Below are 20,201 nucleotides of genomic sequence, written 5' to 3'. Positions count from 1 at the left end.
ATCGACCGGCAGGGGATGGTCTGCCTAGAGGCCCGCGGAGTCCCGTGCTCCCCAGAGGCTGACGATCATCTCCTGCCTGGTTCAGGCGCACGTGGTCCTCGTGGCAGGGTGCCAGCGGAAGAGCTCGACGAGACGCGACAGGCCCGGCGTGCGAGACAGCACGACGAAGATGGGGTAGCCGACGGCCCCGCCGAGGGTGTTCCAGAGGAAGTCGTTGACGTCCGCGACGTGGCCTCCTCCGAAGAGCCCGTCCGTGACGATCTGCAGGAGCTCGATCGCGAGACTGACCGCCGCGGCGGTGAGGACCACCTTCGCCCAGGACGGTCGGCGCATCAGGAGCGGGATCAGGATGCCCAACGGGGCGAACACGATCACGTTGGTGACCGCGTCCATGACCTCGTAGTCGGAGAACGGGATCAGGGCCAGCTTCGGCGTCCACGGCTGCAGCTGCGGAGGCCGGTCGAGGAAGATCGGGAGGACCGTGTTCGCGAAGATGCCGGCGACGTAGACCGCGAGTGCGGCCGCCACAGCGCCTCGGGGCCAGGTGAAGCGCCGGCTCGGCAGCAAGACCAGCAGTTGGATGAGGAAGGCGACGACGCCGACCACGAGGGCAACGGGTAGGGCGGGTACCTCTCCGAAGGGATCGTCAGACACTCGAGCGATCCTGCCCGGATTGTTCGCTCAGCGGGTCCCTCCAGAGGTTGATCCGGAAGCCGATCGCTGCGAACCGATCACAGGGAGGGCGCAGTCTCCGCGCTGACCGGACGCGTCGGGCGCCCACGGACCATCGACGAGCGGACACGTCTCGGCTCGAGCCATGGGACTCCGCCAGCGACAATGCGGTGTGATCTCTGAATTGGCCCTCCCCGCCACCATCAGCTCCGGCGACCGCGAGCTGCTGCTCCGACGGGCCACAGCCGCGGACCTGCACCCGATCATCCGGCTCCTGTCGGACGATCCGATCAGCGCCGGGCGTGGCGACGTCGGGAGCCCTGCGGACGAGGTGGCCTACGCGGAAGCGCTGCAGCGCATCATCGGCGACTCGAACAACGATGTGCTCGTCGTGGAGGACGAGCTCGCAGCCGTCATCGGCACGCTGCAGCTGACGGTCATCCCCGGGATGGCACGACGAGGCAGTGCCCGGCTGCTGGTCGAGGCAGTCCGCGTCGCCGGCACACAGCGGTCCTCGGGCGTCGGAACGACCCTGATGCGATGGGTCGTCGAGCAGGCCGCGATCGAACTCGAGACCCCGCTGGTGCAGCTGACCTCCGACGCTGCGCGTACCGACGCGCACCGCTTCTACCGACGTCTCGGTTTCATCGACTCCCACGTCGGCTTCAAGTTCGCCGTGTCGTTGCCCGACGCGCCTGCCCGGTAGGCGATCGTTCACCAGGAACGCAAGGTATCGGAACGGCTCGCGGTACCGGCGCGGTCCGCTGCACGGTTCGACCATCGCGGCGCTGAGACGGCTTCGCGAGCGCAGTCGAGACCGCAGCAACGATCGGCACGGCAGCGCGCCGGACGCTGCGTCACGCGTTGAGCGCGATCTGGGTCGCGCGGCTGACCACATCGGCCGGGTCCGCTGCGCCGGTGACGAAGACGGTGATGACCGTGGACCAGTGGACTCCGCTGAGCACCGCTACCGCTCCTGCGGTGGTTCCGCTCACGAGCACCGTCCCCGCGGTGGTCCATCCATCCGGCACCGATGCGCGGAAGGACTCGGCAGTCCCACGGCTGGCTGCTGAGAGGAGCGCTTCCCGGTACGAACTGTTCGACCGCTCATCGAGGACATCACCGAGGAGCGCAGCGTCGATGTCGGTGCAGGCCTGCCGGGCGGTCGTCGTGCTCGTCGTCGTGACGCGATCGTCCAACGCGGTGAGGCCAGCCGCAACACCGCTCTGACCACCGAGTCGGTGGACCTGGGCGTCGACGCCGGCGCGATCCTGCGCGATCGGCAGCTTCGTCGCACCCGGGTCGTCGTTCCGGGCAGCGACCACGGGAAGGATCACTGCGAGGAGAGCGTCCGCCGGCATCTCCTCCGCTCCCCTGTAGGTCGAGACGGCACCGGTCGTGCCACGCATCACGCAGGTGCTGATCGTTGCCCGCTCGGCCTGCTCCAACGCAGCCAACGCCCGCTCCGTGGACGACATCGGGCGTGCCGTCGACGACGGCGCTGTCAGGACCGGTACCTCGTCAGCTGACGCTGCTGCACCCGGTTCCGCCTTCGAGCTCGGTGCGACCGTGACGGTGGTCGACGCTTGCGCGCAACCGCTCAAGACCAGGCCCGACACCGCGACGGCGAGCATTCGACTGATCCCGCGACCCAGGGAGCCACGCGTGCAGACAGCCATCTGCGTCACCGTACCGTTGTTCCGTGCTCCGCCCGTTCCGCCGCCCCACCGCCCGTTCGATCACCTCCTCGGCGGTGTTGGTCACCGTGAGCGTGTCCCTCGCCGGGTGTTCCGCGTTCCCGGAACCGGCCGCACCGCACGAGACCGCGACCGCCTCTCGGGCTCCGGAGGCGATCACGCCCGCAGAGTTCTCCGACCGTCTGTCCGCCTACGAGCGGGAGCACGACCTCGACGTACGGGTCGATGCCATCGACACCGGTGACGGCCACCACCTGGGCTTCAGGGCGACCGAAGCCGTTCCGCTCGACTTGCACGCCTTCACCGCGGGCGTGCTCGTCCTCGCCGACGCCTCCGATGACCAACTCGCAGCACCTCCTGCCTCTTCACGAACCACGGCCGAGCCGGGAGGCTCCGCGACGCTCCTGGATGCCGTCAGCGCTGCCGTGCAGACCAGCGCGCCGGAAGCGCAGCAGACGCTCGTGACCTGGCTCGGCGGCGACGATGCCCTCCGGCAACGCGCTGACGTGCTCCTCGGTCAGCATCCTGCCGGGCCGTCAGCGCGGCACTTCGCGACCCTGCTCGACGACGCGGTGTACGGCGAGACGCTTGCCCCGGATCGTCGCGGCACGTTGCGGAACATCCTGCTCAACGGTGCGGGATCCCCTGCGACCGCGGCCGGCACCGACGCACCGTGGGAAGTGGCCGGGGTCAGCGACAGGAGCCGAGCCGGCAGCCTCGTCGAGGTCAGCACGCTCGAGGTGCCCTACCGTGCGTCGGGGGACGCGGCCCCCGTCGTGCTCGCGCTCGTCATCACCGGCGCTGCCGACCCCGAGGCTGCGGACCGGGCGGCCCAGGAAGTGTCGAGCCTCGTCACCCACACCCTGCCCCCGACCCGCTGACCCATCCGACTGCCTTCGTCCGGTCACCACCGACGTGAGCAGAGGACCGGTTCCAGGGGTTGCCGTACCCAGGCAACCTTCCCGAGGCGCACGCTGCTCGGGCCCGAACCGTCTCCTTCGGGGAACCGCATCGCGAACTCGTCGTCCGGTCAGAGCGCGTGCGTCCCGAGCAGCGCTCCGGCCACGTACGTCGCCGCCAGCGCGAGCGCCCCACCGACGACGACACGCAGCGCCGCACGACCCCGACGGGCGCCGCCGAGCACCGCACCCGTGGTCCCGGTCAGCGCGAGCGCCACGAGCGAGGCCGTCACCGTGACGGCGATGCTCGCGGACTCCGGCGCGAGCAGCATCGCGAGGAACGGCAGGAGCGCACCGACGGAGAACGTCGCAGCCGACACCCACGCGGCCCGCCAGGGGCTGACGACCTCGTCCTCGGCATCCCGGAGTGCGGCCTCGGCTCGACGGCGTCGGACCTCGGGTCGCGCGAGCTCGCGGGCGACGGCGTCCGCCACCGAGTCCTCGACCCCGAGCGACCGGTAGTGCGCCGCGAGTGCCGGGGCGTCCTCCGCGTCGGCCTCGAGCTTCGCCTGCTCCGCGGCCTGCCCGGTGCGCTGGGCATCCCGGGCGCCGCTCACCGAGATGTACTCGCCGAGGGCCATCGAGATCGCCCCGCCGACGAGCGCCGCGGTACCCGCAGCGACGACGGGCCCCGTGCCCGCACCGGCTCCGGCGACCCCGACGAGCACGGCGGCGACGGACACGATGCCGTCGTTCGCGCCGAGCAGTCCGGCGCGGAGCCAGTTGAGCCGTGCGGCGCTGGTGGCGTCGTCGTGCTCGGAGGTGGGGAGCGAGAGGTCCGATGCGGTCGACATGACGGCCATCGAACCACTGCAGAGCGAATCGCGCCAGCAAGGTGAGGCAAGCCTGATCAGGGCTTTCATGGTGAGGTGAGCCTCACCTCACCGGGCGACGTCCGCCTGCCAGACACGGGTCGGGCGACCGTTGAGCGCGTGCGGGAACGGCTCGCCGACCGGCCGGAACCCAGCGCTCGTGTAGAGCGCGAGGGCCGGCGCGTTGTCGTCCAGCGCGTGCAGCTCGCACCGGTCGTGCCCGGCGGCCGCTGCGGCGTCCACCGCGGCGGCGAGCAGTCGGCGTCCGAGGCCGTGGCCCTGCGCCGACGGCGCGACCGCGAGCAGGCTGAGGTACGCGGCATCGCTCGGCGTCCCACCGGACCCGGGGGCGGTGACCAGGGCGAACCCGAGCGGGTCCCCGCCGTCGTCGGCGACCACCAGGGCGACCCGCTCCGCAGCGAACTTCTCGTGTGCACGGGCACGGACGGCGTCCGACGCCGGCACGCCGTCGCGGTCCGCCACGGCGGCGACCCAGAGCGCGACGCAGGCATCCGCGGTCGACTCGTCGTCCGCGGTGCGCACGACGAAGGACGACCCGATCACCGGACCACCCTACGTCGCACCCGCCGGGGTCGGTCAGACGGTCGCCCGTGCGCCGACGCGGTACTGCGCGCCGCGGTGCTCGTCGGGCAGCCGGTCGCCGCGGCCGTGCAACTTGTGGCGCAGGGATCCCTCGACGTACTCCTCGGGGTAGGCCCCACGGGCGCGGAGCTCGGGCACGACGAACTCGATGACGTCCTCCCACGTGCCAGGGGTCACCGCGTAGGCGAGGTTGAACCCGTCGACGTCGGTCTGCTCCTGGATGTCGATCAGCTGCTGGGCGATCGTCGCGCCGGACCCGACCGCCACCGGTCCGAGGCCGCCGATCGCGGTGTGCTCGGCGATGTCCCGGACCGTCCAGTTCGAACCGTCCTCCCCCGTCGCCGCGGACAGGTTCGCCGCCGCCGACTGGATCGCGTTCGACTCGATGTTGCCGAGCGGCTCGTCCAGGTCGTACTGCGACAGGTCCACCCCCATCCAGCCGGAGTTCAGCACGAGCGCACCCTCGGCCGACGCGTACGACCGGTACTCGCGGTACTTGGCCTGGGCTGCCTCGTCGGTCTCGTCGGTGATGACGGTGAGCAGCGTGTAGACGCGGGCGGCGTAGCGGTCGCGACCAGCAGCCTCCAGGGCGCCACGGATCTTGCCGACGGTCGCGGCGAGCTGCGGGACCGTCGGTGCGCCGACGAAGACCGCCTCGGCGTTCTCGGCGGCGAAGCGGATGCCGCGGGGCGAGGCGCCCGCCTGGTAGACGACCGGGCTGCGCTGCACCGAGGGCTCGGACAGGTGGATACCGGGGACGTCGAAGTGCGTGCCGTGGTGCTCGATCGGGTGCACCTTGGCCGGGTCGGTGAAGACGCCGGTCTCGCGGTCCTCGACGACCGCGTCGTCCTCCCACGAGCCCTCCCACAGCTTGTAGAGCACCTCGAGGTACTCGTCCGCCACGTCGTAGCGGTCGTCGTGCGAGAGCTGGTCGGTGTGCCCCATGTTGCGCGCGGCACTCGGCAGGTACCCGGTGACGACGTTCCAGCCGATGCGGCCCTTCGTCAGGTGGTCGAGCGTCGAGATGCGCCGAGCGAACGGGTACGGGTGCTCGTAGGCGGTGCCGGCGGTGATGCCGAACCCGAGGTGCTCGGTCACGGCGGCCATCGCGGACACGAGCAGGATGGGGTCGTTCACCGGCACCTGCGACCCGGTGCGGAGCGCCGCCTCGTTCGTCCCGCCGTACACGTCGTACGTGCCGAGGACGTCGGCGATGAAGATGCCGTCGAAGCGCCCGCGCTCGAGCAGCTGCGCCAGGTCCGTCCAGTACGACAGGTCCTTGTAGTGCCGCGAATGGTCGCGAGGGTGGCGCCACAGCCCGGAGGACTGGTGCGCGACGCAGTTCATGTCGAACGCGTTGAAGCGGATCTGCCGGGTCTCGTTCGTCGAGGTCACGCGGCGAAGCTACGTCCAGCAGCCGGACACGTCACGTGAGGTGACGCCGTGTGACGCCGCCGCGGAGGCCGACGGCAGGTTCGTGAGGTGACCTCGCGTGGCAGCATGGCGACGTGCCCGTCGTCGAGTCCCGCTGCGTCGTCCCGGTCCCCGTCGAGGTCGCCTTCGCCGTGTCGCAGGTGCAGGGACCGGTCCGGAAGCGCTGGGACCCCTTCATCCGCCGGCAGCACCTCATCGGCGCCGACGCGCCGGCGAAGGGCGTCCGGACCTTCACGGTGCAGCGGACGGGCCTGCGGATGGAGAGCGAGTACGTCTCGTACAACCCGCCGTCGAACGTCGGCATGAAGATGACGAAGGGCTCGTGGTTCTTCGAGAAGATGGGCGGCGGATGGCGCTTCACACCCGTGGAGGGCGACGCCGGCAGGACGCTCGCCGTCTGGCGCTACAACTTCACGTGCCGACCCGCCTGGCTCGCGCCGTTGGCCGAGCGCATCGGCGTGCTCGTCCTGCAGCGCGACATCGACCGGCGCATCGCGGGCTTCGCGCGCGGGTGCACCGATCCGGTCGTGCTCGCCCATGTCGGTGCTGCGCCGCCGGCCTGACCGCGACCGCTCAGACCGCAGTGGCCTCGCGTGCTGCTGCCTCGGCGGCGACCCACGCGAGCATCCCGCACTTCACGCGCATGACGAACTTCGAGACGCCGTGGAACGCCACGAGGTCCTCGAGGACGTCCTCGTCCGGCTCCCCCGCGCCGCGCGAGCGCATCATGTCCCGGAACGCCGACGTGAGCTCGAGCAGCTCCGGGACGGTCCGGCCGACGGCCATGTCGGTGAGCACCGACGCGGACGCCATCGAGATCGAGCACCCGTCGCCCTGCCAGCCGATCGCAGCGATGCGGTCCGTGCCGGGCTCGAGGCGGACGCTGACGGTGATCTCGTCGCCGCAGGTCGGGTTCCGCTCGAAGTGGGACGCATCGGCGTCGTCGAGCACGAGGTCCCCGTGCCGGGCCTTCGCGTGGTCGAGGATGACCTGCTGGTAGAGCGAGTCGAGGCCGTTCACGAGGCCGCTCCGAAGTACCCGCGGACCTCGCCCACGGCGGTCAGGAAGCGGTCGACGTCCTGCTCGGTCGTGTACACGTAGGTGCTCGCGCGGCTCGTGGCGGCCAGCCCGAGCCGACGGTGCAGCGGCTGCGCGCAGTGGTGCCCGGACCGGACGGCGATGCCCTGCGCGTCGAGGTACTGCGAGACGTCGTGGGCGTGCACCCCGTCGACGTCGAAGGACACGAGTCCGGAGCGCGGCACCCCGGCGGGCGGGCCGACGACCCGGATGCCCGGCACCGCCGCCAGACCGTCGAGCATGCGCTGCGCGAGGTGCTCCTCGTGGGCGCGGACGCGTTCCATGCCGATGCCCTGCAGGTAGCGGACCGCCTCGGCGAGTGCGACCGCCTGGGACACCGGCTGCGTGCCGGCCTCGAAGCGCTCGGGCGCCGGCATGTACTCCGACGCCTCCATCGTCACGGTGGTGATCATCGACCCACCGGTGCGGAACGGCGGCAGGGCGTCGAGGAGCTCGCCCCGACCCCACAGGACGCCGATGCCGTTCGGCCCGAGCATCTTGTGCCCGGAGAACGCGGCGAAGTCGACGCCGAGCTGCTGCACGTCGAGGGGTCGGTGCGGCGCGGACTGGCACGCGTCGAGGACGACGAGGGCGCCGTGCGCGCGGGCGGCTGCGACCACGGCGGCGACGGGCGCGACCATGCCGGTGACGTTCGAGACGTGCGCGAACGCGACCACCTTCGTGTGCTCGGTGATGCGCGCGACGGCGTCCTCGGCGGTCCAGGTGCCGTCGTCGGCGACCGGCACCCAGCGGAGCGTCGCACCGGTGAGCGCGGCGAGCTCCTGCCACGGCACGAGGTTCGCGTGGTGCTCGGCCTCGGTCACCAGGACCTCGTCACCGGGACCGATGCGGAAGCGCTCGGCCGCCGCTCCCCCGCGCCCCCGGCTGGCGTTGGCGATGCCGTACGCGACGAGGTTCAGCGCGTCGGTGGCGTTCGCCGTCCAGACGACCTCGGACGGCGAGGCCGCGCCGACGAACCCGGCGACCGTGGCGCGGGCGTCCTCGTAGGCGTCGGTGCTCAGCGCCGCGAGCGTGTGCGCGCCGCGGTGCACGGCTGCGTTGTCGTGCTCGAGGAACCGCCGCTCGGCGTCGAGCACCCGGCGCGGCCGCTCGGCCGTCGCGCCGGAGTCGAGGTACGCGAGCGGGTGCCCGTTCACCTCCTGCTGGAGGATCGGGAAGTCCCGCTTGATCGCGGCGACCTCGGAGTCGGTCAGCGGCTGGTTCGGGGCGAGCACGGTCACGCGGTCAATCGTGGTCCGTCCCGCCCCGCGCGTCCAATCGCCTGCAGCGGACAAACCGACGCAGCCCGTCGGGCCGGCGGACCGAGCCCGGGCGGACCAGCCGCTACTCGTTGCCGATCCGCTTGTCGGCCGCGTCGCGGGCGTTGTCGATCTTGTCGTCGTACTTGCCGCCGGTGGCCTTCTTCACCGCGTCGGCGACACCACCGAGGACCTTGTCGCTGACGCCCTCGGCCTTCTCGCTCTTCAGGGCGTCCTGGACCTTGCCGTCCTTCAGGAACTCCTGCGCCTTCTTCGTGATGTCGTCGAACCCTGCCATGGACGGCTCCTCACCTCGCGCGGGGCCCGTCGCCCCGACCTGCCGCCGATGGTAGGCGCGCGCTGGACGGGTGTCCGGGGCGCGTCAGACCATCTGCGCGCTGCGTCGCCGGGCGAGCACGTAGGAGACCGCGACCGAGCCCGTGACCGCCAGGAGCGACGGGATGAGGATGTCGGTGCCCTCCTGCGTGAACTCGACGACGAGCACGAGCGCGGTGAACGGTGCTCGCATCGTGGTCGCGAGGAAGGCCGCGGCACCGACGAACGCGAAGGCCGCCAGGCTCGACCCGTCGGCCGGCCAGAGCAACACCCAGAGGCCACCGAGGGCTCCCCCGAACGCGGATCCGATGGCGATCGACGGCGTCAGCGTGCCGCCGACCGCACCCGCCCCGATCGTCGCCGAGGTGGTGATGGTCCGGATGATGCCGAGGAGCAGCAGGAACACGATCGGTGAGAGCCCCGCGATCTCCGGTGACGAAGTGGTCGCGTTCATCGCGACGAGCCCGAGGGCGCGGCCGTTGCCGAGGATCTGCGGGAACGGCACCGCGATGAGCCCGACCATGGCGAACACGACGGGCAGCACGACGAGCAGGTGCCACCCCTTCGGCGCCATGCCCTGCAGCCGGTTCGTGAGCTTCACGAACCCGACCCCGGCGAACCCGAGCAGCGGCCCGACGATGATCGCCCACACCAGCAGCGACGGTGACAGGTGCATCGCGGGCACGTGGTAGAGCACCTCGTCGGGGATCACGAGCCGCGCCGTGAACGCGGCGATCGCGCTCGTCGCGAAGGCGGGCAACGCCGTGGCGAACGTCAGCTCGCCGAGCAGCACCTCGACCGCGAAGAGCGCACCGCCGAGCGGCACGTCGTACACCGCCGCCAGACCCGCGGCGGCACCGCAGGCGACGAGGATCCGCGTCTCGCGCCCGGTCAGCCCGGCACGCGCGGTGACGAGCTGCGACAGCCACGCGCCGATCTCGCGGGGCGCCACCTCCTTCCCGATCGACGCCCCCAGGCCGACCGCGAGGATCTGCACCGCGGCGTTCGCGACCGTGGCGACGGCGGGCATCCGCTTGCCGTCGACGGCTCCCGTCACCGAGACGACGGGCTTCGCCCACCGCCGGAGCGCCCACCAGGCCACACCCGTCAGGACACCGGCCGCGGCGAGCGCGAGGAAGCGGTTGAGCCCGGAGGGCGCGTCCGCGGCCTCGAGGTGCCCACCGAACGGGTACCCGAAGGCGACGAACTGGATCGCCTGCAGGGCGAGCCACACGGAGATGCCCGCCGCACCGCCGGCGATGCCGACGAGCGCGGTGATGACGGCGAGCTTGAGGGCCCAGACCGGCGTGGTCGTGCGTGTCGCGGTTCCGGTCTGCGGCATGACCGGAAGCCTAGCGGCGATCGGGACCGGCCCACGGACCGCCGACCGCGCCTGTGGACGGACGGGAGGCCCCGTGGCGGGGCCGCCACGGGCCTCCCGTCCGTCTGCTGGTCCCGTCGCGGTCAGACGGCCGTCACGCGGAAGGGGACCACCCGGTCCGACGGGAGGAGCGGCGGCTGCAGGCCGACCTGCTCGAGCACGCGACCGCTGAAGACGCGGTCACCGGACCACCACTCGGGGGCGCGCACGTCGTGGTCGTCGCCGACCAGGACGGGGTCCACGCGGTAGCGCGTGTCCGGGTCGAGGTCGCGGAGGACGACGCGGCCGACGCCGGACACCTCGGACCGACCGGTGCTCGCGACGAAGAAGACGGCGTCACGGCGGTCCTCGGCGACGACCCCGTACACCAGGCGCGTCGGGTCGACCTCGTCGACGCGGACGAGCAGCCCCGTGTGCAGCAGTGCGCGCCACTCCTTGTGCAGTGCGATCCACGACGCCAGCGTGCGTTCCTCGTCCTCGGTGGCTTGCGCGAGGTCCCACTCGATGCCGAAGTGCCCGATCAGGGCAGTGCCGGCGCGGAAGGACACGTCGTGGAAGCGTCCCGTCGTGTGGTTCACGCCGCTCGCGACGTGGGCGCCGAGGAGCTCCGGCGGCAGGAGCTGCTGCGTCCACCGGTGCATCTGCTGGCGCTCGGAGGGGTCGATGTCGTCCGACACCCAGACGCGGTCGGTGTGCTCGAGCACCGCGAGGTCGACGCGGGCGCCGCCGGACGAGCACGACTCGATCTCGAGCTGCGGGAAGCGCTCCTTGAGCGTCGCCATCAGCCGGTACGTCGCCAGGGTCTGCTCGTGCACGGCGGCCCCGCCGCCCGGGAAGCCGGCCTCGACGAGGTCGCGGTTGTGGTCCCACTTGACGTAGTCGACGCCGTACTCGCCGATGATCGCCGTCATCCGCTCGAGCACGTACGCGTACGCCTCGGGGATCGCGAGGTTGAGCACCTGCTGGTCGCGGGAGCGCACCGGCAGCCGCCCGTCGGCCTGCATGATCCACTCCGGGTGCGCGCGGGCGAGGTCGCTGTCCTCGTTCACCATCTCGGGCTCGAACCAGAGGCCGAACTCCATGCCGAGCGCCCGGACGCGGTCGACGATCGGACCGAGGCCGTCCGGCCAGACGTCCTCGTCGACGTACCAGTCGCCGAGGCCCGCGTGGTCGTCGCGGCGGCCGCGGAACCAGCCGTCGTCGAGGACGTACCGCTCGACGCCGAGGCGGGCGGCGCGCTCGGCCAGGTCGGTGAGCCGGGCGAGGTCGTGGTCGAAGTAGACCGCCTCCCAGACGTTGATCGTGACCGGCCGGGGGCTCGTCGGGTGCTGCGGGCGGCTGCGGAGCCAGCGGTGGAACCGTCGCGCCTGGTCGTCGAGGCCCTCCCCCCACGCGCCGTACAGCCAGGGGCCCTCGTACGTCTCACCGGTCTCGAGCCGGACCTCGCCGGGCAGCAGGAGCTCGCCGCCGCCGACGACCTGGCGCCCGGTGGCCAGGCGCTCGGCGAAGTGGCGGTGGTTCCCGCTCCACGCCGTGTGCACGCCCCACACCTCGCCGTGCGCGAAGCCGAAGCCGGGTTCCCCCACGCTGAGGACGGTCGCGGCGTCCGCGCCGGTCCGACCCTTGCGGCTGTCACGCTCGTGCGTGCCGACGACGAGTTCGCGGCGCTGCGGGGTGCGTTCCTTGCCCCAGCGGCCGGCGAAGTCGAGGACCTCGCGGGCGCGGGACGGCACGGGGAGCGCGACGGTCAGGTCGTCGACCGTGTACGTGCCGGCGGCGGTGTTCGTCACGGCGGCTCGGGTGCGGACCAGGCCGGACACGAGCACCTCGAAGGTGATCCGGACGGCGAGCCCCGCGGTCGTGTCCTCGGCCTCGGCCGTCAGGCGCGTGTCGTCGACGTGCAGCGCCGTGACCGTGAACGCCGGCGACCAGTCGCGGCCGTCGCGGTGACCGGAGAGCCCGGGACGGCCGGTCCAGCCGCGGTGGGGCTCCGGCAGCAGGGCGAGGCGGACGGGCACGTCGGCCTCGTTGTTCGCGACCGGGGCGACGTCGGCGTCGGCGAGCGCGACGAGCTCGTCGTGGGCCAGCGTGCCGAGGGCGGCGCCCCAGTGGACGATCGCGGGCAGTGCGCCGTCGCGGCAGTCCAGGACGACGGACACCCCACCGGCGGTCAGGTGGACGAGGTCGTTCGTGGTGGTGGGCATCGTTGCTCCGGTCGGCGTCGTCGACGCCTGCGCGTCGGGGGCACGACGAGCCTGGCCGTCGCGCCGTGTCCCGCGCAACACGACGCGCGCGGGTCGGTGGAACCGGGGCGTCGGCCGGGCCCACCCGTCAGCGGCGCGGGGCCGTCAGAACCAGCGTTTCACCTTGAAGACGACGAACAGGATCGCGGCGAAGGCGATCATCGCGACGATCGACAGCGGGTACCCCCACGTCCACGACAGCTCGGGCATGTGCGTGAAGTTCATGCCGTAGATCGCCGCGATGAGCGTCGGCGCGAACAGGATCGCCGCCCAGCCCGAGATGCGCTTGGTGTCGTCGTTCTGCTTCTGCGCCGCGAGGGTCGAGTCGACCGTCAGGGCGTTCTGCAGCAGCTGACGGAAGGTGTCGAGGCGCTCGACCGTGCGGATCACGTGGTCGAGGACGTCGCGGAACCGGCGCTGCAGTTCCACGGGCAGGTGGTACTTCTCCGCGCCGCGGTGCAGGTTCTCGATGATGCCGATGAGCGGTCGGGCGGCGCGCTGGAAGTCGACGACCTCGCCGAACAGCTCGTAGATGCGCCGCGACACCCCGGCCACGCCGGAGAACAGCTGGTCCTCGATCTGGTTGATGTCCTCCTCGAGTCCGTCGATCACCGGCGCGTAGCCGTCGACGATCGAGTCCATCAGCGCCCAGAGCTGCGCCTGCGGACCGGCGGTGACCAGGGCCGGCTTGCCGCTGAGTCGTCGGAGCGCGTGCGGGACGGCCTGTGGTCCGCGCGGGTCCGCCGGGACCACCGCCAGGAAGAAGTCCTGCCCGACGAAGGCGTGCACCTCCCCGAACTCGACCTCTTCCGGACCGTCGTGGTACACCGCCGGCTTCAGCACGGTGAAGAGCGTCGAGCCGTAGCGTTCGAGCTTCGGGCGCTGGTGTCCCTCGGCGGCGTCCTCGACCGCGAGCTCGTGCAGGCCGAGGGCGACCGCGACGTCCCCGAGCTCCTCGGCGTCCGGGCGGTGCAGCACGATGCACGCGCTCGCGCCCTGGTCGCCGATCATCCGGAAGGTGTCGTCGAGGGACGGGCAGGCGATCGGGGCGATGCGGTCGACGTAGACGGTGTTGAGCTCGACGGTCACGAGGCCACCGTACGCACCCGCTGGACGACTCGTCCCCCGGTCACCTGGACGCCCGCTGCGACCGGCAGTGCCCGTCGGGCCTACCGTGCAGGTCATCAGCATGCTGACGAACGGAGCGGACATGAAGAAGATATGGAAGCGCATCGCGGTCGCCGTGAGCGCCGTCGTGGCAGTGGTCGGCGCCTTCGTCGGCTCGGGTGCAGCCGGTGGGACCCCCATCGCCGAGGCGGCGGGCGGTGCGCTCTCGGCGTCGTCGACCGCGATCGCACCGGCCGGCCCGGCGTTCTCCATCTGGAGCGTCGTCTACGTCGGTCTCATCGCCTACACGGTGCGGCAGTTCTTCCGGACCGCCGACGACGAGCGTCACGATCGTCTGTTCGTCCCCGCGGTGCTGTCCCTGCTGCTCAACGCCGCGTGGATCCTGTCCGTGCAGTTCGGGTTCCTGTGGGCGAGCGAGCCGATCATCCTCGCGCTGCTGGGCGTCCTGATCTGGGCGTTCGCGGTGCTCCGGCGGACCCGGCCCTCGGGCACGGTCGAGGCGATCGTGACCGACGGCACGTTCGGGCTCTACCTCGGCTGGGTGTGCGTCGCGACGGCGGCGAACACCGCTGCGGTGCTGACGGCCGCCGGCTTCCGGGGCTTCGGACTCGGTCAGGACACCTGGGGCGTGGTCGTCGCCGCGGTTGCCGGGCTCGTCGGGGTGCTGCTCGCGATCTGGGGCGGCGGACGACTCGCACCGACCGCAGCGCTGTCCTGGGGTCTCGCATGGGTCGCGGTCGGGAGGCTCGACGGTCCGCTCGTGTCCGTGCCCACGGCCGTGACGGCGGTCGTCGCCGTCGCCGCAGCGGTCGTCGTCACCCTCGTGGTGCGCGCCCGGGTCGGCTGGGCCGCGCGGTCCCGCGGCGCCCGCGGCGCGGCCGGCGGCGCCGCCGCCCGCGCGGCGTAGCCCCGCCAGCGCCGCCGGTCACTTCCGCGAAAGCGACAGTCCTCCGCCGAACATCGGCGGAGGACTGTCGCCTTCGCGGAACCGTCCCGGGGCACAGCGCGGGCCGCCCGAGGCCGCGCGGCGAGACTCGGCCCCACCGACAGTTCTCGCGGCCTCCGGCGCGAGAACCGTCGCCCACGCCGAGTCTCGGTCCAGCGCGGGCGGGCGCGCGGCGGCGCGCGTCAGCGCGCGGCGGCCGCCAGGCCGTGCGCGGCGGCGACGGCCTCGTTCACGACCCGGCCGGCGTGCACGTTCACGCCCTTCGCGAGCGCCGGGTCCGCCGAGGTCGCCTGCTCCCACCCCTGATCGGCGATCGCGAGGGCGTACGGCAGCGTCGCGTTCGTCAGCGAGATCGTGCTGGTACGCGGGACCGCTCCGGGCATGTTCGCGACGCAGTAGTAGACGGCGTCGTGCACGGCGAACGTCGGGTCGTCGTGGGTCGTCGGCCGCGAGCCCTCGAAGCAGCCGCCCTGGTCGATCGCGATGTCGACGAGCACCGACCCCTGCCGCATGTCCGCGACCATGGCGTCGGTCACGAGCTTCGGCGCCGAGGCACCCGGGATGAGCACCGAGCCGATGACGAGGTCCGCGTCACGCAGCGTGTCGGCGATCGCGTGCGAGGACGACCGCAGCGTCGTGATCCGCCCGTCGAAGCGGGCGTCGAGCGCACGCAGCCGCGGCAGGCTGATGTCGAACACGGTGACCTCGGCGCCGAGCCCGAGCGCCATCGTGGCGGCGTGCTCCCCCGCCACACCGCCGCCGATGACGACGACGCGACCGCGCGGCGTCCCCGGCACGCCCCCGAGCAGCAGCCCGCGGCCGCCCTTCGTGCGCATGAGCTGGTCGGCACCGACCTGCACGGAGAGCCGCCCGGCGATCTCCGACATCGGGGAGAGCAGCGGCAGCGACCGGTCGGGCAGCTGCACCGTCTCGTAGGCGATCGCGGTCGCTCCGGAGGCGACGAGCGCGTCGGTGAGCGGGCGGTCGGCCGCCAGGTGCAGGTAGGTGAAGAGCACCTGTCCCGGACGGATCGAGCCGTACTCGGAGGCGACCGGCTCCTTCACCTTGAGGACGAGCTCCGCCTGCTCCCAGACCTCGGCGGCGGTGTCGACGACGGTGGCCCCCGCAGCCCGGTACTCGTCGTCCGAGAAGGACGATCCTGCTCCGGCGCCGGCCTGCACGAGCACGCGGTGTCCGTGCAGGGCGAGTTCACCCACACCCGCCGGTGTGGCCGCGACGCGGTACTCGTTGTTCTTGACTTCGGTGGGGACGCCGATCAGCATCACGGACTCCTTCGTGGGTGGTGCAGGACACCTCCACGATGCGCCGGAGTTCGTTCCGCGTGCATTCCGACCGAACATCTGCGCGACGGACGCCCGTTCGATTGCGCGAGATTCGGCTCACGCCGCTCCCGCGACCGCTCGGTCAGCGCGTCCGGAGCGATTCGCTCGGCAGTTCGCCGAAGCGTGCGCGGTAGGTCGCCGAGAACCGTCCGAGGTGTCCGAAGCCCCAGGCCCGGGCGATGTCCGCCACGCTGGTGTCGTCGCGGTCACCGTGGAGCAGGTCCCCCCGTGCGCCGTCGAGGCGCACGCTGCGCAGCAGGTCTCCCGGCGTCTGGTCGAGGTGTCGCCGGAGCGACTGCTGGAGTCCACGCGGGCTGAGCCCCGCGGCCGCGGCGATCTCGGCGGTCCCGATGGCGTCCCGCGCGTGGGCGTGCACGTACTCGAGCGCCAGCCGCAGTCGGGCGTGCTCCGGACCGTTGCCGGTCACCGTCGACTGCCACCGCTCGCGGTGCGGGAAGGCCTCGACCGCCGCCGTCGCGAAGGCGTCGACGATGCTGCGCCGTGCCGCCGGAGTGAGGTCGTGGTCGCTGCGCAACCAGGTGGACGAGTGCGCACGGACGACCGACTGCCACGCGTTGATGCCCTCGGCGGTCGGCCGGTGCATCGCGTCGAACGTGAGGTCGTCATCGCCCACGAGTGCTCGGACGTGGGCACGGTCGAGCTGCACGAGGTTCAACCCGATGTCGCGGTGGTGCAGTTCGTAGGCGTCGGGCAGCACCACCGGCACGCCGGCCTCGAAGTCGACGCTCCGACCGCCGAAGGTGAGGGTGCTGGAGCCGGATCGCAGCCACGCGACGATGACCTGGTCGTCGACGACGCTCTCGGTGCGCAGGTCGACCATGAACCGTGACGTCCGCAGCGACATCAGGTCGTCGCTCACCCCCGCGAAGTCCCACTGCGGGCGCTGCCGGGTCCGCCGGACCCGAGGGGCGCGGAAGTCGTAGTCGCCCGTGAAGAACGACAGCGCTTCGTCGACGTCGGTGCCGGCGATGCGTCGGAAGGAACGGCCGTCCGTCGCGGTCGCAGGTGCCGACAGGACGGCGCCGTCGGACTCCACCTGGCCGGGGTTCTCGTGGGAAGGCACCATGCACGAGAACGTACTGGGGACCACCGACAAAGAAGGTCGGCACCTGACCCAGGCACCGCGCAGGCACCGCGCGGGCTCCGCACGCACGCACTGCGGTCAGGGCTGCAGGATCGCCTGTCCGACGCTCTCGTCCAGGATGAGGTCGGTGACCAGGCCGGCCGCGAGCGCGCCCTTCAGTGACGCGGCCTTCGACCGCCCGGCCACCACGCACACCCGCCGCGGCGCCCGCTTGATCGTGTCGAGGTCCGGCGCCCCGGCCCGGGCGTTCACCCCGATGTCCTTCCAGGACCCGTCCGCGCGGTAGAACACGGTCGAGACGTCCCCGACGACGCCGGCCTCGGACAGCTCGTCACGGTCCGAGGGGTCGAGGTACCCGCCCGAGTAGACGTGCGAGGGCACCGGCGCCTGCGGCGCTCCGACGCCGAACACGACGAGGTCCATGCGTTCGTGCAGGTCGAGCACGCGACGGATCGACCGCTCGCGGAACAGGGCCTCCTTCGTCGCCGGGTCGTCGAAGAACGCCGGGACGGGGAACTGCTGCACGAACGCGCCGTACGCCTCACCGAAGCGACGGAGGATCTCCGACGCGTAGACGATGCCGGTGGTCCGGGTGTTCGCGGCGCCGTTGATCTGCACGACCGTGGACCCGTGCGTCGTCTTGGGCACGAGGTAGCGGCTCACGGCGCTGACGGTCGATCCCCACGAGATGCCGATCACCATGTTCGACTCGACGTACTGCGTCAGGATGCGCGCGGCGGACAGGGCGACGCGCTCGAGCCGGTCGACGTCGCTCGTGTGGTCCGGTACCGGGACGACGTGCGCGTGCACCCCGAACCGTGCGCGGATGTTCCGGCTGAGCGCGGCCGCCTGGTCGAGCGGCGAACGGATCTGGATGTCCACCAGCCCGGTGTCCCTGGCGTACTTCAGCAACCGGGACACCGAGGACCGCGAGGTCCCGAGCTCGTCCGCGATGGCGTCCATCGTCAGGTCCTGCAGGTAGTACAGGTGCGCGGCTCGCAGCGCCTGCTGCGTTCGCATCGGCTGCGCTGCGTCAGTCACGGAACCGAGCATGCACGGACGTGCACGGCCTCTGCAACCCCTGTCGCGCCTCCCGGCCGTCGCCCCCGCCCCCGCAGCGGCGTCGGGAGCCGCCCCGACGACGCGACCGACACGTGTGCTGCACGTTCGTGCACGCAAGTTGCCCGCCCTCTCACCCAGGAGCACCATCGAAGGCGTCCCACGGAACCGACCAAGGAAGCGACGCACCATGTCGAAGAAGACGCAGCCCCGGAAGACGGTCAGCGCGCTCACCGAGCGCCCGAACGCACAGGTCCTCATCGTCGGTGGCGGCATCAACGGCATCGCCACCTTCCGCGACCTCGCCCTGCAGGGCGTCGACGTCGTGCTCGTCGAGCGCGGCGACTACGCCGGCGGCGCCTCGGCCGCGTCGAGCCACATGATCCACGGCGGCATCCGCTACCTGGAGAACGGCGAGTTCCGCCTGGTGCGCGAGAGTGTGCAGGAGCGCAACGGCCTGATCCGCATCGCCCCGCACTACGTCAAGCCGCTGCAGACGACGATGCCGATCTTCTCGACCTTCTCCGGCATCATGAACGCCCCGCTGCGCATGCTCACCCACAAGCAGCGTTCGACCAAGGAGCGCGGCGCCGCGCTCATCAAGATCGGCATGACGATCTACGACTCCTTCTCGCGTGACGGCGGATCGGTGCCGAAGCACCGCTTCCTGACGAAGAAGGCGGCGCTCGCCGACATGCCGGCGCTCAACAAGGACCTGAAGTACACGGGCACCTACTACGACGCCTCCGTGCACGAGCCGGAGCGCCTCGCGCTCGACGTGCTGAAGGACGGCCTCGCCGCGGCGCAGGGCACCGGCAGCGCCGCGACCGCCCGTGCCGTCAACTACGTCGAGGCAGCCGGCACCCGCGACGGCGGCGTCGTGCTCCGCGACCGCGAGACCGGCGAGGACTTCGTGTTCACCGCTGACGTCGTCGTGAACGCCTCCGGCCCCTGGACCGACCTGACGAACCAGGCGTTCGGCGGCGAGACGAAGTTCATGGGCGGCACGAAGGGCTCGCACATCGTCGTCAAGAACGACGAGCTGCTCGAGGCGACCAAGGGCCGCGAGCTGTTCTTCGAGAACAACGACGGCCGCATCGTCCTCATCTACCCGCTCAAGGGCCGGGTGCTCATCGGGACGACGGACATCGACGCGGACCCGTCGAAGCCGGTGACCACGACCGAGGAGGAGATCGACTACTTCTTCGGGCTGGTGAAGCACGTCTTCCCGCAGATCGAGGTCACCCGCGACCACATCGTCTACAGCTACTCGGGCATCCGCCCGCTCCCCCGCCACGAGGACACCGCCCCCGGCTTCGTCTCCCGCGACTACCGGATCGTCGACACCCCGATCGCCGGGCTGCCCGGCACCACGGTGCTGAGCCTGGTCGGCGGCAAGTGGACGACGTTCCGCGCCCTGGCCGCGCACCTGTCGAGCGACGTCACCACGAAGCTCGGCATCGCCCGGAAGGTCGACACGACCGGCATGGCGATCGGCGGCGGCAAGGACTTCCCGACGACCGACGCGCAGCGCGCCCTGTGGATCAAGTCCCACCGCGACGGCCTCGACGAGTCCGTCGTCGAGGGGCTGCTCGAGCGCTACGGCACCCGTGCCGCCGAGGTCGTGGACGTCCTCACCGACGGCCCGGTCGAGCCGCTCGAGTCCGACCCCTCGCTCACCCGTGCCGAGGTCGCGTACTTCGCGCAGCACGAGCAGGCGGTCCACCTGGTCGACGTGGTGCTCCGTCGCACGAACCTCGCCTTCGTCGGCGGTGTCACGATCGACCTGCTCGACGAGCTGGCCGACGTGCTCGCGGACACCCTGGGCTGGAGCACCGAGGAGCGCGCGGACGAGGTCCAGCGCACCCTCGACGTCCTGCGCGAGTCGCACGGCGTGATCGTGCCGCTGCACACGACGGCGCAGCCCGCGTAGGGGTTCCGCAAGACGCAACGAAGGCGGCTCCCCGCAGTGATGCACCACTGCGGGGAGCCGCCTTCGTTGCGTTCCGCGGGTCGAGACGGACGGGAGGCGCGGGGGCCGCGGGGCCCCCCCCCCCCCCCCCGGCGGGGGGGGGGGGGGGTGGCGGGGGGGGTTGCGCGCCCCGGCCCCCCGGCGCCCGGGGGGCGGCGAGGGGGGGGGCGCCGGC

The 20,201-nt window shown here is 71.9% G+C and carries 19 protein-coding genes; 5 read left to right on the top strand and 14 right to left on the bottom strand.

The features are described from left to right. Window positions 1-81 precede the first annotated feature (81 nt). Window positions 82-654, bottom strand: a complete 573-nt coding sequence (locus ABIC52_RS15340) for a VanZ family protein (RefSeq protein ID WP_354027741.1) — start codon at window positions 652-654, stop codon at window positions 82-84. Between the two features lie 202 nt (window positions 655-856). On the opposite strand from ABIC52_RS15340, the gene ABIC52_RS15335 reads away from it, so the two are divergent. Further along, the gene (locus tag ABIC52_RS15335; RefSeq protein ID WP_354027740.1) at window positions 857-1,378 is read left to right on the top strand and encodes a GNAT family N-acetyltransferase; all 522 of its coding nucleotides are present in this window, start codon (window positions 857-859) and stop codon (window positions 1,376-1,378) included. 151 nt (window positions 1,379-1,529) lie between these two features. Here ABIC52_RS15335 and ABIC52_RS15330 read toward each other — a convergent pair whose 3' ends face one another. Further along, window positions 1,530-2,306, bottom strand: coding sequence for a hypothetical protein (locus ABIC52_RS15330; RefSeq protein ID WP_354027739.1), 777 nt, complete (start codon window positions 2,304-2,306; stop codon window positions 1,530-1,532). A 68-nt stretch (window positions 2,307-2,374) separates the two neighbouring features. Here ABIC52_RS15330 and ABIC52_RS15325 point away from each other — a divergent pair, with 68 nt between their 5' ends. Next, window positions 2,375-3,250 (top strand): serine hydrolase, encoded by an 876-nt coding sequence (locus ABIC52_RS15325; RefSeq protein WP_354027738.1) that lies wholly within the window; start codon window positions 2,375-2,377, stop codon window positions 3,248-3,250. Between the two features lie 149 nt (window positions 3,251-3,399). Here ABIC52_RS15325 and ABIC52_RS15320 read toward each other — a convergent pair whose 3' ends face one another. The 3 genes from ABIC52_RS15320 to ABIC52_RS15310 all read right to left on the bottom strand — a co-directional run bounded on the left by ABIC52_RS15320 (window position 3,400) and on the right by ABIC52_RS15310 (window position 6,138). Then, window positions 3,400-4,122 carry a VIT1/CCC1 transporter family protein gene (locus ABIC52_RS15320; RefSeq protein ID WP_354027737.1) on the bottom strand — a complete coding sequence of 241 codons (723 nt, stop codon included), beginning with the start codon at window positions 4,120-4,122 and terminating at the stop codon, window positions 3,400-3,402. Window positions 4,123-4,209: 87 nt separating this feature from the next. Continuing rightward, on the bottom strand, window positions 4,210-4,704 hold the full coding sequence (locus ABIC52_RS15315; protein WP_354027736.1) for a GNAT family N-acetyltransferase: 495 nt from the start codon (window positions 4,702-4,704) through the stop codon (window positions 4,210-4,212). A gap of 33 nt (window positions 4,705-4,737) precedes the next feature. Beyond that, complete coding sequence (locus tag ABIC52_RS15310; protein ID WP_354027735.1) at window positions 4,738-6,138, bottom strand: LLM class flavin-dependent oxidoreductase; 1,401 nt, start codon at window positions 6,136-6,138, stop codon at window positions 4,738-4,740. A 113-nt stretch (window positions 6,139-6,251) separates the two neighbouring features. Here ABIC52_RS15310 and ABIC52_RS15305 point away from each other — a divergent pair, with 113 nt between their 5' ends. After that, window positions 6,252-6,740, top strand: a complete 489-nt coding sequence (locus tag ABIC52_RS15305) for an SRPBCC family protein (protein ID WP_209678763.1) — start codon at window positions 6,252-6,254, stop codon at window positions 6,738-6,740. A gap of 10 nt (window positions 6,741-6,750) precedes the next feature. Here the strand turns inward: ABIC52_RS15305 and sufU are convergent, their stop codons facing one another. The 6 genes from sufU to ABIC52_RS15275 all read right to left on the bottom strand — a co-directional run bounded on the left by sufU (window position 6,751) and on the right by ABIC52_RS15275 (window position 13,562). After that, on the bottom strand, window positions 6,751-7,197 hold the full coding sequence (gene sufU / locus ABIC52_RS15300; RefSeq protein ID WP_126891324.1) for a Fe-S cluster assembly sulfur transfer protein SufU: 447 nt from the start codon (window positions 7,195-7,197) through the stop codon (window positions 6,751-6,753). Further along, the gene (locus tag ABIC52_RS15295; protein WP_209824266.1) at window positions 7,194-8,489 is read right to left on the bottom strand and encodes a SufS family cysteine desulfurase; all 1,296 of its coding nucleotides are present in this window, start codon (window positions 8,487-8,489) and stop codon (window positions 7,194-7,196) included. Before ABIC52_RS15295 ends, sufU begins: the two co-directional genes overlap by 4 nt. Before the next feature lie 109 nt (window positions 8,490-8,598). Next, a complete protein-coding gene (locus ABIC52_RS15290) occupies window positions 8,599-8,811 on the bottom strand; it encodes an antitoxin (protein ID WP_209824242.1) in 213 nt (70 codons plus the stop codon). Window positions 8,812-8,895: 84 nt separating this feature from the next. Beyond that, on the bottom strand, window positions 8,896-10,191 hold the full coding sequence (locus ABIC52_RS15285) for a chloride channel protein (protein WP_209824243.1): 1,296 nt from the start codon (window positions 10,189-10,191) through the stop codon (window positions 8,896-8,898). A gap of 122 nt (window positions 10,192-10,313) precedes the next feature. Continuing rightward, window positions 10,314-12,434, bottom strand: a complete 2,121-nt coding sequence (locus tag ABIC52_RS15280; RefSeq protein WP_126891321.1) for an alpha-galactosidase — start codon at window positions 12,432-12,434, stop codon at window positions 10,314-10,316. 144 nt (window positions 12,435-12,578) lie between these two features. Beyond that, window positions 12,579-13,562 (bottom strand): magnesium and cobalt transport protein CorA, encoded by a 984-nt coding sequence (locus ABIC52_RS15275; protein WP_238638141.1) that lies wholly within the window; start codon window positions 13,560-13,562, stop codon window positions 12,579-12,581. A 100-nt stretch (window positions 13,563-13,662) separates the two neighbouring features. Here ABIC52_RS15275 and ABIC52_RS15270 point away from each other — a divergent pair, with 100 nt between their 5' ends. Further along, complete coding sequence (locus tag ABIC52_RS15270) at window positions 13,663-14,508, top strand: TspO-related membrane protein (RefSeq protein WP_354027734.1); 846 nt, start codon at window positions 13,663-13,665, stop codon at window positions 14,506-14,508. A gap of 221 nt (window positions 14,509-14,729) precedes the next feature. On the opposite strand, the gene ald is transcribed toward ABIC52_RS15270, so the two are convergent. The 3 genes from ald to ABIC52_RS15255 all read right to left on the bottom strand — a co-directional run bounded on the left by ald (window position 14,730) and on the right by ABIC52_RS15255 (window position 18,015). Next, window positions 14,730-15,830 carry an alanine dehydrogenase gene (ald, locus tag ABIC52_RS15265; RefSeq protein ID WP_126890563.1) on the bottom strand — a complete coding sequence of 367 codons (1,101 nt, stop codon included), beginning with the start codon at window positions 15,828-15,830 and terminating at the stop codon, window positions 14,730-14,732. 142 nt (window positions 15,831-15,972) lie between these two features. After that, on the bottom strand, window positions 15,973-16,977 hold the full coding sequence (locus ABIC52_RS15260; protein WP_209678776.1) for a helix-turn-helix transcriptional regulator: 1,005 nt from the start codon (window positions 16,975-16,977) through the stop codon (window positions 15,973-15,975). A 96-nt stretch (window positions 16,978-17,073) separates the two neighbouring features. After that, a complete protein-coding gene (locus tag ABIC52_RS15255; RefSeq protein ID WP_126890567.1) occupies window positions 17,074-18,015 on the bottom strand; it encodes a sugar-binding transcriptional regulator in 942 nt (313 codons plus the stop codon). A gap of 229 nt (window positions 18,016-18,244) precedes the next feature. On the opposite strand from ABIC52_RS15255, the gene ABIC52_RS15250 reads away from it, so the two are divergent. Next, window positions 18,245-19,987, top strand: coding sequence for a glycerol-3-phosphate dehydrogenase/oxidase (locus ABIC52_RS15250; protein ID WP_354027733.1), 1,743 nt, complete (start codon window positions 18,245-18,247; stop codon window positions 19,985-19,987). Window positions 19,988-20,201: the final 214 nt, after the last annotated feature.

Source organism: Curtobacterium oceanosedimentum, assembly GCF_040545555.1.
Taxonomy (GTDB): Bacteria; Actinomycetota; Actinomycetes; order Actinomycetales; family Microbacteriaceae; genus Curtobacterium.
The sequence above is the reverse complement of the archived record's forward strand: the minus strand, read 5'-3'. Positions and strand labels throughout refer to the sequence as shown.